The organism is Enterobacter cloacae complex sp. SYL001, from assembly GCF_049237025.1.
GTDB lineage: Bacteria > Pseudomonadota > Gammaproteobacteria > Enterobacterales > Enterobacteriaceae > Enterobacter > Enterobacter intestinihominis.
Window position 1 is genome coordinate 75,842 of the sequence record NZ_JBMKJI010000001.1, and the last position, 18,348, is coordinate 94,189.

Annotated in this window: 13 protein-coding genes and 2 tRNA genes; 9 read left to right on the forward strand and 6 right to left on the reverse strand. The window is 53.1% G+C overall.

The features are described from left to right. Positions 1–160: 160 nt before the first annotated feature. The 5 genes from ACOTZP_RS00325 to narI all read left to right on the forward strand — a co-directional run bounded on the left by ACOTZP_RS00325 (position 161) and on the right by narI (position 8,599). A complete protein-coding gene (locus tag ACOTZP_RS00325; RefSeq protein ID WP_022648363.1) occupies positions 161–1,558 on the forward strand; it encodes a NarK family nitrate/nitrite MFS transporter in 1,398 nt (465 codons plus the stop codon). A gap of 381 nt (positions 1,559–1,939) precedes the next feature. After that, the gene (locus ACOTZP_RS00330; protein WP_332976182.1) at positions 1,940–5,683 is read left to right on the forward strand and encodes a nitrate reductase subunit alpha; all 3,744 of its coding nucleotides are present in this window, start codon (positions 1,940–1,942) and stop codon (positions 5,681–5,683) included. After that, complete coding sequence (gene narH / locus ACOTZP_RS00335) at positions 5,680–7,215, forward strand: nitrate reductase subunit beta (protein WP_032624103.1); 1,536 nt, start codon at positions 5,680–5,682, stop codon at positions 7,213–7,215. The genes ACOTZP_RS00330 and narH overlap by 4 nt, the downstream gene beginning before the upstream one ends. Then, a complete protein-coding gene (gene narJ / locus ACOTZP_RS00340) occupies positions 7,212–7,922 on the forward strand; it encodes a nitrate reductase molybdenum cofactor assembly chaperone (RefSeq protein ID WP_271074656.1) in 711 nt (236 codons plus the stop codon). Before narH ends, narJ begins: the two co-directional genes overlap by 4 nt. Beyond that, positions 7,922–8,599: a respiratory nitrate reductase subunit gamma gene (gene narI / locus ACOTZP_RS00345; protein ID WP_022648359.1), complete on the forward strand. Its 678-nt coding sequence runs from the start codon at positions 7,922–7,924 to the stop codon at positions 8,597–8,599. Before narJ ends, narI begins: the two co-directional genes overlap by 1 nt. Before the next feature lie 211 nt (positions 8,600–8,810). Here the strand turns inward: narI and ACOTZP_RS00350 are convergent. The 4 genes from ACOTZP_RS00350 to ACOTZP_RS00365 form a co-directional block, all read right to left on the reverse strand. Further along, positions 8,811–8,895: transfer RNA gene (locus ACOTZP_RS00350), tRNA-Tyr, on the reverse strand. Positions 8,896–8,929: 34 nt separating this feature from the next. Further along, positions 8,930–9,014: transfer RNA gene (locus tag ACOTZP_RS00355), tRNA-Tyr, on the reverse strand. A 157-nt stretch (positions 9,015–9,171) separates the two neighbouring features. Further along, the gene (purU, locus tag ACOTZP_RS00360) at positions 9,172–10,014 is read right to left on the reverse strand and encodes a formyltetrahydrofolate deformylase (protein WP_003856715.1); all 843 of its coding nucleotides are present in this window, start codon (positions 10,012–10,014) and stop codon (positions 9,172–9,174) included. Between the two features lie 41 nt (positions 10,015–10,055). Next, complete coding sequence (locus ACOTZP_RS00365) at positions 10,056–10,520, reverse strand: YchJ family protein (RefSeq protein ID WP_022648358.1); 465 nt, start codon at positions 10,518–10,520, stop codon at positions 10,056–10,058. Between the two features lie 113 nt (positions 10,521–10,633). Between ACOTZP_RS00365 and rssA the strand changes: the two genes are divergently transcribed. From rssA to galU, 3 genes are all read left to right on the forward strand, one after another. Next, a complete protein-coding gene (gene rssA / locus ACOTZP_RS00370) occupies positions 10,634–11,536 on the forward strand; it encodes a patatin-like phospholipase RssA (RefSeq protein WP_022648357.1) in 903 nt (300 codons plus the stop codon). A gap of 89 nt (positions 11,537–11,625) precedes the next feature. After that, positions 11,626–12,639 carry a two-component system response regulator RssB gene (gene rssB / locus ACOTZP_RS00375; RefSeq protein ID WP_003856721.1) on the forward strand — a complete coding sequence of 338 codons (1,014 nt, stop codon included), beginning with the start codon at positions 11,626–11,628 and terminating at the stop codon, positions 12,637–12,639. Positions 12,640–12,838: 199 nt separating this feature from the next. Then, positions 12,839–13,744 (forward strand): UTP--glucose-1-phosphate uridylyltransferase GalU, encoded by a 906-nt coding sequence (gene galU / locus ACOTZP_RS00380; protein ID WP_022648355.1) that lies wholly within the window; start codon positions 12,839–12,841, stop codon positions 13,742–13,744. Positions 13,745–13,945: 201 nt separating this feature from the next. Here the strand turns inward: galU and hns are convergent, their stop codons facing one another. Next, entirely contained in the window at positions 13,946–14,359 is a 414-nt protein-coding gene (hns, locus tag ACOTZP_RS00385; RefSeq protein ID WP_003856724.1) for a histone-like nucleoid-structuring protein H-NS, read from the reverse strand. 550 nt (positions 14,360–14,909) lie between these two features. Here hns and tdk point away from each other — a divergent pair. Beyond that, entirely contained in the window at positions 14,910–15,524 is a 615-nt protein-coding gene (gene tdk / locus ACOTZP_RS00390; protein WP_032622434.1) for a thymidine kinase, read from the forward strand. Between the two features lie 68 nt (positions 15,525–15,592). On the opposite strand, the gene adhE is transcribed toward tdk, so the two are convergent. Beyond that, on the reverse strand, positions 15,593–18,274 hold the full coding sequence (gene adhE / locus ACOTZP_RS00395) for a bifunctional acetaldehyde-CoA/alcohol dehydrogenase (RefSeq protein WP_271074657.1): 2,682 nt from the start codon (positions 18,272–18,274) through the stop codon (positions 15,593–15,595). Between the last annotated feature and the right edge of the window lie 74 nt (positions 18,275–18,348).

Here is an 18,348-nt window from a genome sequence, read left to right on the forward strand (position 1 = left end):
CCGTGAAAAACCACACCTTTTTTACGTTTTGCATCTACTCATTAAGAGTGATGGCTTTTTTTTCGCCGCAAAACCTCCCACTTTTCCTTTGATTTATATCAACTTACCGCCGCCCTAAAGCCCTAATGTTTGCAGCATCATTCGAGAATCAGAGGTGTCTATGAGTCACTCTTCCGCTCCCGAAAGGGAAACTGGTGCCGTTATTACAGACTGGCGTCCAGAGGATCCGGCGTTCTGGCAACAGCGCGGCCACCGTATAGCAAGTCGTAATTTGTGGATTTCCGTGCCATGTCTGTTACTGGCGTTTTGCGTCTGGATGTTGTTCAGTGCGGTTGCGGTTAACCTGCCAAAAGTGGGCTTTACCTTTACCACCGATCAGCTGTTTATGTTGACTGCGTTGCCGTCGCTTTCAGGCGCACTGCTGCGCGTTCCTTACGCGTTTATGGTGCCGGTCTTTGGTGGTCGTCGCTGGACGGCTTTCAGTACCGGGATCATGATCGTGCCGTGCGTGTGGCTCGGTTTTGCGGTGCAGGATACCTCTACACCGTTTAGCGTGTTCGTGATTATCTCTCTGCTGTGCGGCTTTGCGGGGGCGAACTTTGCGTCCAGTATGGCAAACATCAGCTTCTTCTTCCCGAAAGCGAAGCAGGGTGGTGCGCTGGGCATTAACGGCGGTCTGGGTAACATGGGCGTGAGCGTGATGCAGCTGATTGCTCCGCTGGCGATCTCGGTCTCCATCTTTGCGGCGTTTGGCGGCGGCGGTGTGACGCAGCCCGACGGTTCAGTGCTGTTCCTGCAAAATGCCTCCTGGATTTGGGTACCGTTCCTGGTGGTCTTTACCCTGGCGGCATGGTTCTTCATGAACGACCTGTCCGCGTCCAAAGCGTCCCTGAGCGAGCAGCTGCCGGTTCTGAAACGTGGCCACCTGTGGGTAATGGCACTGCTGTATCTGGCGACCTTCGGCTCGTTCATCGGTTTCTCCGCAGGCTTTGCCATGCTGTCGAAAACCCAGTTCCCGGACGTACAGATCCTTCAGTTTGCCTTCTTCGGTCCGTTTATTGGCGCGCTGGCACGTTCGCTGGGCGGGATGATCTCCGACCGTCTGGGCGGAACGCGCGTTACGCTGGTGAACTTTGTATTGATGGCCATCTTCTGTGCACTGCTGTTCCTGACGCTGCCTGCGGGTGGTGAGGGAGGTAACTTCTTTGCCTTCTTCGGCGTCTTCATGGTGCTGTTCCTGACCGCCGGGCTGGGCAGTGCGTCTACTTTCCAGATGATCTCTGTCATCTTCCGCAAGCTGACCATGGACCGCGTGAAAGCGCAGGGCGGGAGCGACGAGCAGGCGATGCGTGAAGCCGCCACCGATACCGCTGCGGCGCTTGGGTTTATCTCTGCGATTGGCGCGATTGGCGGCTTCTTTATTCCAAAAGCGTTCGGTATCTCACTGGATCTGACCGGCTCTCCGGCGGGTGCGATGAAGGTATTCCTCGTCTTCTATATCGCCTGTGTGGTCATCACCTGGCTGGTATATGGCCGTAATACCAAGAAAAACAAGTAAGCTTGATTATCCGTTTGCGCGGCCTGAGTGCCGCGCTTTTTTTAATCGCTTAATAGTTACAACATACTAATAGCGTTTCCCGTAGTCGCACACAGGTAACGCTGTGATCGCCATCGCTTTACAGGTGTCTCTACCCCTTAATACCTAAGATGTTAAATTTTGCTCCGCTTATTGTACGATAAATAAAATATATCCATATAAATCATTAAGTTAAAAAATATTAACAGCTACCGCTTTGGTGGTATTTGATCTAATACCCCCCCTCAGAGACCCCCTCCGTCTTGATCGTTATCAATTCTCACCATCTTTCATAGCGTTACCTTCGCTGCAAATCAGCAATGTCGATTTAGAGAGCCACAGGCTCCACACAGGAGATACCCGATGAGCAAATTTTTGGACCGGTTTCGCTACTTCAAACAGAAGGGTGAAACTTTTGCCGATGGGCACGGCCAGGTTCTGGATACCAACCGGGACTGGGAAGACGGTTACCGTCAACGCTGGCAGCATGACAAAGTTGTCCGTTCTACCCACGGTGTAAACTGCACTGGCTCATGTAGCTGGAAGATTTTCGTTAAAAACGGTCTGGTGACCTGGGAAATGCAGCAGACCGACTATCCGCGTACCCGTCCGGATATGCCGAACCATGAACCGCGCGGCTGCCCGCGTGGGGCCAGCTACTCCTGGTATCTCTACAGCGCCAACCGTCTGAAATACCCGCTGATGCGTAAACGCCTGATGAAAATGTGGCGTGAAGCGAAAGTGCAGCACAGCGATCCGGTTGATGCCTGGGCATCCATCATCGAGGACGCCGACAAAGCGAAAAGCTTCAAACAGGCGCGTGGTCGCGGTGGTTTCGTTCGTTCTTCCTGGAAAGAAGTGAACGAGCTGATTGCGGCCTCCAACGTCTATACCGTGAAAACTTACGGTCCTGACCGCGTGGCAGGCTTCTCGCCAATCCCGGCAATGTCGATGGTCTCTTACGCCTCCGGCGCGCGCTACCTTTCACTTATCGGCGGTACCTGTCTGAGCTTCTACGACTGGTACTGCGACCTGCCGCCAGCGTCGCCGCAGACCTGGGGCGAACAGACCGACGTGCCGGAGTCCGCTGACTGGTACAACTCCAGCTACATCATCGCCTGGGGCTCTAACGTTCCGCAGACCCGTACCCCTGATGCGCACTTCTTTACCGAAGTACGTTACAAAGGGACTAAAACCGTCGCGGTGACCCCGGACTACGCCGAAATCGCCAAACTGTGCGACCTGTGGCTGGCACCGAAACAGGGTACTGATGCCGCCATGGCGCTGGCGATGGGCCACGTCATGTTGCGTGAATTCCACCTCGACAAGCCAAGCCAGTATTTCACCGATTACGTGCGTCGCTACACCGACATGCCAATGCTGGTGATGCTTGAAGAGCGTGACGGCTATTACGCCGCTGGCCGTATGCTGCGTGCTGCGGATCTTGTGGACGCGCTGGGTCAGGAAAACAACCCGGAGTGGAAAACGGTCGCCTGCAACAGCAACGGCGAGCTGGTGGCACCAAACGGTTCTATCGGCTTCCGCTGGGGCGAAAAAGGCAAATGGAACCTGGAACAGCGTAACGGCAACACGGGTGAAGAGACAGAACTTCGCCTCAGCATGCTGGGCAGCCAGGACGAAATCGCCGATGTCGGCTTCCCGTACTTTGGTGGTGAAGGTTCCGAGCACTTCAACAAGGTTGAGCTGCAAAACGTTCTGATGCACAAACTGCCGGTTAAGCGCCTGCAACTGGCGGACGGTTCTACCGCTCTGGTCACTACGGTCTACGATCTGACCATGGCGAACTATGGCCTGGAGCGCGGTCTGAACGACGAAAACTGCGCGACCAGCTATGACAACGTGAAGGCTTATACACCAGCCTGGGCGGAGCAGATCACTGGTGTGCCACGCGCCCAAATCACCCGTATCGCCCGCGAATTTGCGGAAAACGCAGACAAAACTCACGGTCGCTCCATGATCATCGTCGGTGCCGGTCTGAACCACTGGTATCACCTCGATATGAACTATCGCGGCCTGATCAACATGCTGATCTTCTGCGGCTGCGTCGGGCAGAGCGGCGGCGGCTGGGCGCACTACGTGGGCCAGGAAAAACTGCGTCCGCAGACCGGCTGGCAGCCGCTGGCGTTTGCCCTTGACTGGCAGCGTCCGGCTCGTCACATGAACAGCACCTCCTACTTCTATAACCACTCCAGCCAGTGGCGCTACGAGACGGTGACCGCGCAGGAGCTGCTGTCGCCGATGGCGGATAAATCCCGCTACAGCGGCCATCTGATTGACTTCAACGTGCGCGCTGAACGCATGGGCTGGCTGCCGTCTGCACCACAGTTGGGCACTAACCCGCTGCGCATTGCGGAAGCGGCGAAGAAAGCGGGCATGTCACCGGTGGACTACACCGTGAAATCGCTGAAGGATGGCTCAATCCGTTTTGCGGCAGAACAGCCTGAGAACGGCAAAAACCATCCGCGTAACCTGTTCATCTGGCGCTCCAACCTGCTGGGTTCGTCCGGTAAAGGCCATGAGTACATGCTGAAATACCTGCTCGGTACCGAAAACGGTATTCAGGGTAAGGATCTCGGCAAGCAGGGCGGCGTGAAGCCAGAAGAAGTTGAATGGAAAGACAACGGTCTGGACGGCAAGCTGGATCTGGTGGTAACGCTGGACTTCCGTCTGTCCAGTACCTGCCTGTACTCCGATATCGTGCTGCCTACCGCCACCTGGTACGAAAAAGACGACATGAATACGTCGGATATGCATCCGTTTATTCATCCGCTGTCTGCGGCCGTTGACCCGGCGTGGGAATCAAAAAGCGACTGGGAAATCTATAAAGACATCGCGAAGAAATTCTCCGAAGTCTGTGTAGGGCACCTGGGCAAAGAGACCGACGTGGTGACGCTGCCAATCCAGCACGACTCCGCTGCCGAACTGGCGCAGCCGCTTGACGTGAAGGACTGGAAAAAAGGCGAATGCGACCTGATCCCGGGCGTGACCGCGCCGCACATTATTCCGGTTGAACGTGATTACCCGGCAACGTACGAGCGCTTTACCTCTATCGGTCCGCTGATGGAGAAGATCGGTAACGGCGGTAAAGGCATCGCCTGGAACACCCAGAGCGAAATGGACCTGCTGCGCAAGCTCAATTACACCAAAGCAGACGGCCCGGCCAAAGGCCAGCCAATGCTGAACACGGCAATTGATGCAGCGGAAATGATCCTGACCCTGGCACCGGAAACCAATGGCCACGTGGCGGTGAAAGCGTGGGCGGCTCTGAGTGAATTTACCGGCCGTGACCATACGCATCTGGCGAAGAATAAAGAAGAAGAGAAAATCCGCTTCCGCGATATTCAGGCTCAGCCGCGCAAGATTATCTCCAGCCCGACCTGGTCTGGCCTCGAAGATGAACATGTGTCCTATAACGCCGGATACACCAACGTTCACGAGCTGATCCCATGGCGCACGCTCTCTGGCCGTCAGTCTCTGTATCAGGATCACCAGTGGATGCGTGACTTCGGTGAAAGCCTGCTGGTTTACCGGCCGCCAATCGATACCCGCTCCGTGAAAGCGGTGATGGGGGCGAAATCAAACGGTAACCCTGAGAAGGCGCTGAACTTCCTGACGCCGCACCAGAAGTGGGGTATCCACTCCACCTACAGCGACAACCTGCTGATGCTGACGCTGTCACGCGGGGGGCCGATTGTCTGGATGAGCGAAGCGGACGCCAAAGATCTGGGTATCGAAGATAACGACTGGATCGAAGTGTTCAACAGCAACGGTGCCCTGACGGCACGTGCGGTGGTGAGCCAGCGTGTACCAGCCGGGATGACCATGATGTACCACGCGCAGGAACGTATCGTTAACCTGCCGGGTTCAGAGATCACCGAGCAGCGCGGCGGTATTCACAACTCTGTGACCCGTATTACGCCGAAACCGACGCATATGATCGGCGGCTATGCCCAGCTGGCCTACGGCTTTAACTACTACGGCACTGTAGGATCAAACCGCGATGAGTTCGTGGTGGTACGTAAGATGAAGAATATTAACTGGTTAGATGGCGAAGGAAATGACCAGGTACAGGAGAGCGTAAAATGAAAATTCGTTCACAAGTCGGCATGGTGCTGAATCTGGATAAATGCATCGGCTGTCATACCTGCTCAGTCACCTGTAAAAACGTCTGGACCAGCCGTGAAGGTATGGAGTACGCCTGGTTCAACAACGTGGAAAGTAAGCCGGGCACCGGCTTCCCGACCGACTGGGAAAACCAGGAGAAGTGGAAGGGTGGCTGGATCCGTAAAATCAACGGCAAACTGCAACCGCGCATGGGTAACCGTGCGATGCTGCTCGGTAAAATCTTTGCTAACCCGCATCTGCCGGGCATCGACGATTACTACGAGCCGTTTGATTACGACTATCAGAACCTGCACAACGCGCCGGAAAGCAAACACCAGCCGATCGCCCGTCCTCGCTCGCTGATCACCGGTAAGCGCATGGACAAAATTACCAGCGGTCCAAACTGGGAGGAAATTCTGGGCGGCGAGTTCGAAAAACGCGCCAAAGACCAGAACTTCGAGAACATGCAGAAGGCGATGTACGGCCAGTTCGAAAACACTTTCATGATGTATCTGCCGCGCCTGTGCGAACACTGCCTTAACCCGGCGTGCGTGGCGACCTGCCCAAGCGGCGCCATCTACAAGCGTGAAGAAGATGGCATTGTGCTGATCGACCAGGACAAGTGCCGCGGCTGGCGTATGTGCATCACCGGCTGCCCGTACAAAAAAATCTACTTTAACTGGAAGAGCGGTAAGTCTGAGAAGTGTATCTTCTGCTACCCGCGTATCGAAGCCGGTATGCCGACCGTCTGCTCAGAGAGCTGCGTAGGGCGTATCCGCTACCTCGGCGTGCTGCTGTACGACGCGGATGCGATTGAAAATGCCGCAAGCACCGAGAACGAGAAAGATCTGTATCAGCGTCAGCTGGACGTCTTCCTCGATCCGAACGATCCGAAGGTGATCGAGCAGGCGCTGAAAGACGGTATTCCGCAGAGCGTGATTGACGCCGCACAGCAGTCCCCAGTGTACAAAATGGCGATGGACTGGAAGCTGGCGCTGCCGCTGCACCCGGAATACCGCACGTTGCCGATGGTCTGGTACGTGCCGCCGCTGTCTCCGATTCAGTCTGCGGCTGACGCAGGTGAACTGGGCAGCAACGGCATTCTGCCGGACGTGGAAAGCCTGCGTATTCCGGTTCAGTATCTGGCCAACCTGCTCACCGCAGGGGATACCCAGCCGGTGCTGCTGGCGCTGAAACGTATGCTGGCGATGCGTCACTTCAAACGTGCGGAAACCGTTGACGGCGTTAACGATACCCGCGCGCTGGAAGAGGTCGGCCTGACCGAAGCGCAGGCGCAGGAGATGTACCGCTATCTGGCAATCGCTAACTACGAAGATCGTTTCGTGGTGCCGAGCAGTCACCGCGAGCTGGCTCGCGAGGCCTTCCCGGAGAAAAGTGGGTGTGGCTTTACCTTTGGCGACGGTTGCCACGGGTCAGACAGCAAATTCAACCTGTTCAACAGCCGCCGCATCGACGCGATGGATGTGACCAGCAAAACGGAGCCGCACCAATGATTGAACTCGTCATTGTTTCGCGTCTGCTCGAGTACCCTGATGCTGCGCTTGTGCAGCATCAACAGGAACTCTTTGATGCACTCGCGTCATCTGAAAACCTGGATAAAGAGGATGCCCAGACGCTGGGCGTTTTCCTCCGCGACCTGCTGGCGCGCGATCTTCTTGATGCGCAGGCGGACTACAGCCAGCTGTTTGACCGTGGTCGTGCCACGTCTCTATTGCTGTTCGAACACGTTCACGGTGAATCCCGCGACCGTGGTCAGGCGATGGTGGATCTGATGGCCCAGTACGAGCAGCACGGTTTGCAACTCGACAGCCGCGAGCTGCCGGATCACCTGCCTCTGTACCTGGAATATCTGGCGCAGCTGCCGAAAGAGGAAGCGCTGGGCGGGTTGCAGGACATCGCTCCCATTCTGGCGTTGCTCGGCGCACGTCTCCAGCGACGTGAGAGCAATTATGCAGTCCTGTTCGATCTACTGGTGAAACTGGCTAACGCCTCGGTTGACAGTCAAAAAGTGGCGGAAAAAATTGCGGATGAAGCCCGTGACGACACCCCACAAGCACTGGATGCCGTCTGGGAAGAAGAACAGGTGAAATTCTTTGCTGACCAGAGCTGTGGCGAATCTGAAATCTCCGCGCATCAGCGTCGTTTTGCCGGAGCGGTGGCTCCGCAATATTTGAATATCTCTAACGGAGGACAGCACTAATGCACTTCCTGAATATGTTCTTCTTTGACATTTACCCGTATATCGCGGGCACCGTGTTCCTGGTGGGAAGCTGGCTGCGTTATGACTATGGCCAGTACACCTGGCGTGCTGCCTCCAGCCAGATGCTGGATCGTAAAGGGATGAACCTGGCGTCAAACCTGTTCCACATCGGGATTTTGGGTATTTTTGCCGGTCATTTCCTGGGGATGCTGACGCCGCACTGGATGTACGAAGCGTGGCTGCCGATTGAAGTGAAGCAGAAGATGGCGATGCTCGCCGGTGGCGCCTGCGGCGTGATGACCCTGGTGGGTGGGCTGCTGCTGCTGAAACGCCGTCTGTTCAGCCCACGCGTGCGGGCTACCACGACCGGAGCGGACATCCTGATCCTCTCCCTGCTGATGGTGCAGTGTGCGCTGGGTCTGCTGACCATTCCATTCTCTGCGCAGCATATGGACGGCAGCGAGATGATGAAGCTGGTGGGATGGGCGCAGTCTGTCGTGACCTTCCGCGGTGGTGCCTCTGAGCATCTGGACGGCGTGGCGTTCATCTTCCGCGTTCACCTGGTGCTGGGTATGACCCTGTTTGTGCTGTTCCCGTTCTCTCGCCTGGTGCACATCTGGAGTGCGCCGGTGGAGTACCTGACGCGCAAATATCAGATCGTGCGTGCTCGTCGCTGATTCGCTGTATTGATACAACCCCGCATTTGCGGGGTTTTTTTTGTCCTGGAACCAGGGTTTGGTGCGGATGCCGGGTGGCGGCTGCGCCTTACCCGGCCTACGGAATTCACTATGCTCGGATCGAACCCTGGTCGAAGCTTCTCATCTTTCCCCGCATGGGAGAACCATGGGGCATTGTGCTTTTGGAGAGTGCTAAAGAATCTGGAAGTGATGGTGGTGGGGGAAGGATTCGAACCTTCGAAGTCGATGACGGCAGATTTACAGTCTGCTCCCTTTGGCCGCTCGGGAACCCCACCAGGGGTAATTCATATTTTGAGGTAAAGCTGGAGATGGTGGTGGGGGAAGGATTCGAACCTTCGAAGTCGATGACGGCAGATTTACAGTCTGCTCCCTTTGGCCGCTCGGGAACCCCACCACGGGGTAATGCTTTTAACTGGCCTGCTTCCTGTTGGAAGCGGGGCGCATCATATCAAATGAGACGCCCCTGTAAAGCATTCCTTTAGGAAAATGAAGCTGTTTGCCTGCTTTTTATCCGTAAAGGCGTAAAGCTAATCAATTCATTTTCCGAAGGATTAAAGAATAATCGTTCTGTTGCCGTACACAAAGACGCGCTGAGCAAGTACCTGATAAAGCGCACGGCTCAGTACGTTCTTCTCAACGTCACGGCCAGCTCGCATCATATCTTCTGCCGTGTAGGTGTGATCCACGTGGATCACGTCCTGCATGATGATTGGGCCTTCGTCCAGATTATCATTCACGTAGTGCGCGGTTGCGCCAATGATCTTCACCCCACGCTCGTATGCCTGGTGATACGGACGCGCGCCAATAAAGGCTGGCAGGAAGGAGTGGTGGATGTTGATAATTTTGTTCGGGAAGCGCGCCACGAAGGATGGCGTCAGCACGCGCATGTATTTTGCCAGCACCACGTAGTCCGGGTTATGCGCTTCAATCGCAGCAGCCATCAGGTTGTCGTGCTCTTCGCGGGTATGACCTTCATGGCTGACCAGTTCAAACGGAATGTCGAAACGTTCAACCAGCGTACGCAGCGTCTCGTGGTTGCCAATGACGGCGGCAATTTCGACGTCCAGGCCACCGTAGTTGGCTTTCATCAGCAGATCGCCCAGGCAGTGCGCCTCTTTGGTGACCAGAATGACAATGCGGCGACGACCCGCCGGGTTTAGCTCGCGCACCGAGCCTTCCGGCAGGGCGCTGTCCAGATCGGCAAGCAGGGTTGTGTCGTTGAAAATACCTTCCAGCTCGGTACGCATAAAGAAGCGACCGGTACGGTGGTCAACGAACTCGTTGTTCTGCACGATATTCAGTTCATGCTTGTAGCAAATGTTGGTAATTCGTGCGATCAGTCCTTTTTGATCGGGACAGATAGTGCGCAGAACTTTACGTTGTAATGATTGCATCGCCGGGAAATCCTGTTTATGTATTTGCGAAATCTGAGTTGTCAGGCATTACTGCCGCAACACTTTTTAAATTTTTTTCCTGAACCACAGGGGCAGGGATCGTTACGACCGAATTGCGGACGTGTGCCGTCAATATAATACCATTGCCCGCTGTCCTTTAAGAACCGTGAGCGTTCAATGATGGCGCCGGGTTTGTTTTGTTCGCTAAAGCGGGCGACAAAACTGACATAGCCCTCGTTGGCATCGCGGCCGGGAGCGGCATCAAAGACGGTAAGGCCCAGCCAGACGGTGTTGGCAAATCCGGCTTCAATCTCTTGCCGAAAATCGGCAGCATCACAGGACGGATGCCAGGTTTTAATCAGGTAGTCTGCGTTTTTGATCACAAAAGCAGTATACCGCGAGCGCATAAGGTGTGACGGGTCTGGTGCAACCTGCTCGCCAGAAAGATATCGCTGGCAACATAGGCTATACTCCAGAGCGCTACCACAGGGGCAGAGTTGAGACACGATTCTCTTCCTGGAACAAAAAATAAGGCGTTAAACGCTTAAGGTAGCAATATGTTAACTGAGCAGGTGCGTTGACGCTATGTCGGGAATCCAGGGGAAGTAAAACAGGGCTAATGAGAAAGGTAAAAATTGGACTGGCGTTGGGCTCAGGTGCAGCCCGGGGTTGGTCACATATTGGCGTTATCAATACCTTAAACCAGATGGGGATTGACGTTGATATTGTCGCAGGATGTTCTATCGGGTCGCTGGTCGGATCCGCGTACGCCTGCGGTAAGCTCCCGCAGCTTGAAAGCTGGGTGCGCTCCTTTAGTTACTGGGATGTACTGCGCCTGATGGATCTCTCCTGGCAGCGTGGCGGCCTGCTGCGCGGCGAACGCGTATTCAATCAGTTTCGTAAGATAATGCCCCTCGCTGACTTCAGCCACTGCCAAATGCCTTTCGGCGCCGTTGCAACCAACCTCAGTACTGGCAGGGAGTTATGGCTCACCGAAGGGGATATTCATCTCGCCGTTCGCGCATCCTGTAGCATGCCTGGGTTAATGGCGCCTGTGCCTCATAATGGCTACTGGCTCGTTGATGGCGGCGTGGTGAATCCTGTGCCCATCTCTCTGACGCGCGCCATGGGGGCAGATATCGTCATTGCAGTTGATTTACAGCACGACGCTCACCTTATGCAGCAGGATTTGATGCCGGTTAATCTTCAGAGCGATGATGCGGAAGAAGAGAAACTTGCCTGGCATGCGCGTTTACGCGGCAGAATAGGGCGCCTGACTGCCCGTCGCACGGTGACCGCGCCGAACGCCATTGAAATCATGACGACCTCCATTCAAATTCTTGAGAATCGCCTGAAGCGAAACCGTATGGCTGGCGATCCTCCGGATATTCTTATTCAGCCCTATTGTCCACAAATCTCTACCCTTGATTTCCACCGGGCTGAGGCCGCCATAGCAGCGGGCTCGTTAGCCGTCGAAAAGAAAATAGATGAACTGTTGCCTTTTGTGCGTACAGCACGTTAAGCACTTTTTTGATTACTTCAGCAAAATCTGACAGGCGATAGTACCAATAGCATGCCACTATTGAGTAACTGTCAGCCAGGGGAGGAACCATGACACAGCCATTGGCCGGAAAACATATTTTGATAGTAGAAGACGAGCCCGTTTTCCGATCGCTACTGGATTCGTGGTTATCCTCACTGGGTGCAACCACGTCCCTTGCCGAAGATGGCGTCGAGGCACTGGAAAAAATGGCCAGCATGGCGCCAGATCTGATGATCTGCGATCTCGAGATGCCGCGCATGGACGGATTAATGCTGGTGGAGAACCTGCGTAACGAAGGTTATCAGACACCGATACTGGTGATCTCGGCGACCGAAAATATGGCGGATATTGCTAAGGCGTTGCGTTTGGGTGTGCAGGATATCCTGCTCAAACCGGTTAAAGATTTAAACCGACTGCGTGAAACGGTGTTGGCCTGCCTGTATCCCAATATGTTTAATTCCCGGGTGGAAGAAGAAGAACGTCTTTTCCAGGACTGGGATGCTTTAGTCAGTAATCCGCTCGCGGCCGCGAAGCTGCTTCAGGAACTTCAGCCGCCGGTGCAGCAAAATATCTCTCATTGCAGAGTAAATTATCGCCAGCTGGTAGCGGCTGACCAGCCTGGACTGGTGCTGGATATTGCGCCGCTATCAGATTCCGACCTCGCTTTTTATTGCCTGGATGTTACCCGAGCGGGAGATAACGGCGTTCTGGCGGCCTTATTACTCCGTGCGCTGTTTAATGGATTGCTACAGGAACAATTATCCCATCAGGGGCAACGACTTCCTGAGTTAGGCAGTTTACTAAAACAGGTCAACCAACTTTTTCGCCAGGCCAATTTGCCGGGGCAGTTCCCGCTTCTGGTTGGCTATTATCACAGCGGGTTGAATAACCTTATTCTGGTCTCTGCTGGATTAAATGCCACGCTGAATACCGGCGAACACCATATACAGGTGAGTAACGGTGTGCCGTTGGGAACGTTGGGTAATACTTACCTTAATCAAATTAGCCATCGCTGCACCTCCTGGCAGTGCCAAATTTGGGGTGCCGGTGGGCGGTTACGCTTAATGTTGTCCACGGAGTAAGCAGTCAGATTTTATTTTTCAGATTGCTTTACCTGTGTTTTTGCTGGCAGTGCTACTATCGCTGCAAGTTTCATGCGTATTTGTCTTAATTGATCGGCAACGCGTTCTTTTCAGACCCGTATTAGTGGCTGAGACTGTATACTCAACGCGTTATTCAATGCATAAAAGTTCAAAACTTGAACAGTTCAGGAGAATTTCAATGGCTGCCCTAAATTCGAAAGTCAGAAAGGCCGTTATCCCGGTGGCGGGATTGGGTACCAGGATGTTGCCAGCGACGAAGGCAATCCCAAAAGAGATGCTGCCTCTGGTTGATAAGCCATTAATCCAGTATGTCGTGAATGAGTGTATTGCGGCAGGTATCACCGAAATTGTACTGGTGACGCATTCATCTAAAAACTCTATCGAAAACCATTTCGATACCAGTTTCGAACTCGAAGCAATGCTGGAAAAACGCGTAAAGCGCCAGCTGCTGGAGGAAGTGCAGTCTATTTGCCCTCCACACGTTACCATTATGCAGGTTCGTCAGGGCCTGGCGAAGGGCCTGGGGCACGCAGTATTGTGTGCACATCCGGTAGTGGGTGATGAGCCGGTCGCGGTTATTCTGCCCGACGTGATCCTTGATGAGTATGAGTCCGATCTTTCCCAGGAAAACCTGGCGGAAATGATTAAACGCTTCGACGAAACCGGCAGCAGCCAGATTATGGTTGAGCCAGTCGACGATGTGACTGCTTACGGTGTGGTTGACTGCAAAGGTGTTGCCCTGCAACCTGGTGAAAGCGTACCAATGGTTGGCGTTGTTGAAAAACCTAAAGCGGACGTCGCGCCGTCTAACCTTGCTGTCGTTGGCCGTTACGTACTGAGTGCTGAAATCTGGGCGCTGCTGGCCAAAACGCCTCCGGGTGCGGGCGATGAAATCCAGCTGACGGATGCTATCGATATGCTGATCGAGAAAGAGACCGTGGAAGCCTACCACATGAAAGGTAAGAGCCATGACTGCGGTAATAAGCTCGGTTATATGCAGGCATTCGTCGAATATGGCATTCGCCATAACAGCCTGGGTGAAGAATTTAAAGCCTGGCTCAAAGGTAGCGTGGGTATTAAGTAATAAACTCACGGACCAGTGAACAAGACCGGTGTGGCGATGCCCACCGGTTTTTTTATGCCTGTCGATCCGTAATTGGCTGGAGATTGTCAAGGACGTTAAATAGTGAGCCTGGCAATATGACAGAATGTAAGGAGATGTTCGGGGTATATTATGGGCATAAAAAATCCCGCATTAAGCGGGATTTTTCAGAATCTTTCCAGATTAATCCTTGATCAGGAAGTCATCCAGTTGTTTACCTTGTTCGTCCATAGCTTTCTTGATTACAGCAGGAGTACGACCCTGGCCGGTCCAGGTTTTCTCTTCGCCGTTCTCGTCGATGTAGCTATATTTAGCAGGACGTGCTGCGCGTTTTGCTTTGGTACCGGTTTTGGCCGCAGCCATGCTGTTCAGCAATTCGTTTGGATCGATACCATCGGCAATCAGCATTTCGCGATACTGTTGCAGTTTACGTGTACGTTCTTCGATTTCAGCCGCTGCTGCGCTTTCTTCTTCACGACGTTCGTTAACGACAACTTCTAATTTTTCGAGCATCTCTTCAAGCGTTTCAAGGGTACATTCTCTTGCCTGCGCACGAAGAGTACGGATGTTGTTCAGAATTTTAAGTGCTTCGCTCATTGTAGTAATCTCAAACTTATAATGGGGGTGGGTTTGTTGTCCTAATAATAGAGCGTTAATTTCACTTGTGCAATAGGTTGGAATGTAAGGAATTCAAAAAATACAAAATTAATGACGCTATTATTAATTACGCTAACTTAAATTTCATTGTTTGCTGGGGCGATGAGATATCGTTTCAAACGGCAAAAGCGCGTCATTTGCATGTTTGTTTTGTGACTTTTACCTCAGGAATTATAGTTGCGGTTGATAAATATCAGCCTTTCGTATTACTCCGGCTAAGCGCAGCGAACAGAAGAATAGTTAATAAATAGTGAATTTTAAAGATTGCAGAAGCCACTATAAAAAGAAGTGTTATCTCCGGTGTCGAGCTCGCCTTATTGTCCGTGCTAAAAGCCTTTACTGTCTGTTTTAACGCATTATTTTGCGCTATCAACGAAGAGTTTATTGGTGCAGAACAGCCTGGAGCACGCAGCCCGCCGCTGATGACAATACAAAATATGGTACAATGATCCATCGGGAATATTACACATTGATTAGGGTTCTTCGGCCAATGGCACAACTTTATTTCTACTATTCGGCAATGAATGCAGGGAAATCGACGGCGTTACTGCAATCCTCATACAATTATCAGGAGCGGGGGATGCGTACCGTTGTTTATACCGCCGAAATCGACGATCGCTTTGGGGCAGGGAAGGTAAGCTCAAGAATAGGGCTCTCGTCGCCTGCAAGGCTGTTTAACCCTGAAACGGACCTGCTTGAGGACATTCGTGCCCAGCATGCCTCTAAGCCTGTCCATTGCGTGCTGGTAGATGAAAGCCAGTTCCTGACCCGTGAGCAGGTCCATGCGCTTTCAGAGGTCGTTGATGAGCTGGATATTCCCGTTCTTTGCTATGGATTACGCACTGACTTTCGCGGTGAGTTATTTGCCGGTAGCCAGTATCTGCTCGCCTGGTCGGATAAGCTGGTTGAGCTGAAAACTATCTGCTTTTGTGGCCGCAAGGCAAGTATGGTTCTTCGCCTGGACCAGTCGGGTAAGCCTTATGCTGATGGCGAGCAGGTGGTGATAGGGGGCAATGAACGTTATGTCTCGGTCTGCCGCAAGCATTATAAAGAGGCGCTGGCTGTAGGCTCGCTGACGGCGTTACAGGGCGACAATCGCAAATAAAAAAAATGTCTTACGGATCCTCAGATATAAAAAACCCGCCAGCGGCGGGTTTTTTTTCACACTGTCAATCAAGCATTTTTCTTCGCTTTCTTGTCAGCCTTTACAACTGCGGGGATGTCAACTTTTACGGCAGCGACATCGCTTTCAGTGAAGTTACGACCGTAATAGGTATCCAGCAGGATCTGTTTCAGTTCGGAAATCAGTGGGTAGCGCGGGTTAGCACCAGTACACTGGTCATCGAATGCATCTTCAGACAGCTTATCTACGTGAGCGAGGAAGTCAGCTTCCTGAACGCCTGCTTCGCGGATAGATTTAGGAATACCCAGTTCAGCCTTCAGGCTTTCCAGCCATGCCAGCAGTTTCTCGATCTTCGCTGCAGTACGGTCGCCCGGTGCGCTCAGACCCAGGTGGTCTGCGATTTCAGCGTAGCGACGACGAGCTTGCGGACGGTCGTACTGGCTGAATGCAGTCTGCTTGGTTGGGTTGTCGTTGGCGTTATAGCGGATAACGTTGCTGATCAACAGGGCGTTCGCCAGACCGTGAGGAATGTGGAACTGTGAACCCAGCTTGTGCGCCATGGAGTGACAGACACCCAGGAAGGCGTTAGCAAATGCAATGCCCGCGATGGTTGCCGCACTGTGTACACGTTCACGAGCTACAGGGTTTTTCGAACCTTCGTTGTAAGAAGCTGGCAGGTTTTCTTTCAGCAGTTTCAGTGCCTGTAAAGCCTGACCGTCAGAGAACTCAGAAGCCAGTACGGAAACGTAAGCTTCCAGGGCGTGAGTTACCGCATCCAGACCACCGAACGCACACAGTGATTTCGGCATTTCCATGACCAGGTTGGCGTCAACGATAGCCATATCTGGCGTCAGTGCGTAGTCAGCCAGCGGATATTTCTGACCCGTTGCGTCATCAGTCACAACAGCAAATGGCGTCACTTCTGAACCGGTACCGGAAGTGGTGGTGACGGCGATCATTTTCGCTTTCACGCCCATTTTCGGGAACTTGTAGATACGTTTACGGATATCCATAAAGCGCAGCGCCAGTTCTTCGAAGTGGGTTTCCGGATGCTCGTACATGACCCACATAATTTTCGCGGCGTCCATTGGGGAACCGCCACCCAGTGCGATGATCACATCAGGTTTGAAGGAGTTAGCCAGTTCAGCGCCTTTACGTACAACGCTCAGGGTTGGGTCAGCTTCAACTTCAAAGAAGACTTCAGTTTCGACGCCAGACGCTTTCAGAACAGAGGTGATCTGGTCTGCATAGCCATTGTTGAACAGGAAACGGTCAGTCACGATGAGCGCACGTTTGTGGCCATCAGTAATCACTTCGTCCAGCGCGATTGGCAGAGAGCCGCGGCGGAAGTAGATAGATTTCGGAAGTTTGTGCCACAACATATTTTCAGCTCGCTTAGCAACGGTTTTCTTGTTGATCAGGTGTTTTGGACCAACGTTTTCAGAGATGGAGTTACCACCCCAGGAACCACAACCCAGAGTCAGGGAAGGTGCGAGTTTGAAGTTATACAGGTCACCGATACCACCCTGAGAAGCAGGGGTGTTGATCAGGATACGTGCCGTCTTCATCTTCTGACCGAAGTAAGCAACACGCTCTGGCTGGTTATCCTGGTCGGTGTACAGGCAAGAGGTGTGGCCGATACCGCCCATCGCCACCAGCTTCTCTGCTTTTTCTACCGCGTCATCGAAATCTTTCGCACGGTACATTGCCAGTGTCGGGGACAGTTTTTCGTGAGCAAACGGCTCACTTTCATCAACGACTTTCACTTCACCAATCAGAATCTTGGTGGTAGCAGGGACGCCAAAGCCGGCGAGTTCAGCGATTTTATACGCTGGCTGACCTACGATAGCTGCGTTCAGTGCACCATTTTTCAGAATCACGTCCTGAACGGCTTTCAGTTCTTTACCTTGCAACAGGTAGCCGCCGTGGCTGGCGAAACGTTCACGAACGGCGTCGTATACCGAATCAACCACGACAACAGACTGTTCAGATGCACAGATAACGCCGTTATCGAAGGTTTTTGACATCAGCACAGAGGCAACTGCACGCTTGATATCTGCCGTTTCGTCGATCACAACAGGGGTATTACCTGCGCCTACGCCGATGGCTGGTTTACCGGAGCTGTATGCTGCTTTAACCATACCAGGACCGCCGGTCGCCAGGATTAAGTTAATGTCCGGGTGATGCATCAGGGCGTTGGACAGTTCAACAGAAGGCTGGTCGATCCAACCGATCAGATCTTTTGGCGCACCCGCAGCAATGGCAGCCTGAAGCACGATATCCGCTGCTTTGTTGGTGGCGTCTTTCGCACGTGGATGCGGGGAGAAAATGATTGCGTTACGTGTTTTCAGACTGATAAGAGATTTGAAGATGGCGGTAGAGGTTGGGTTAGTGGTTGGAACGATACCGCAAATAATGCCGATGGGTTCAGCGATAGTGATGGTGCCAAAAGTGTCGTCTTCTGACAGCACACCGCAGGTTTTCTCATCTTTATAGGCGTTGTAGATATACTCTGAAGCAAAGTGGTTTTTGATCACTTTATCTTCAACGATACCCATACCGGATTCGGCTACGGCCATTTTAGCGAGAGGGATTCGAGCATCTGCAGCAGCCAGAGCGGCCGCGCGGAAGATTTTATCAACCTGTTCTTGGGTGAAATTGGCATATTCACGCTGGGCTTTTTTCACGCGCTCGACGAGGGCGTTCAGTTCAGCGATATTGGTAACAGCCATAATGCTCTCCTGATAATGTTTAAACTCTTTTAGTAAACCAGCGCTCGATACGTCTGACAGTATAGTCAGAGCCG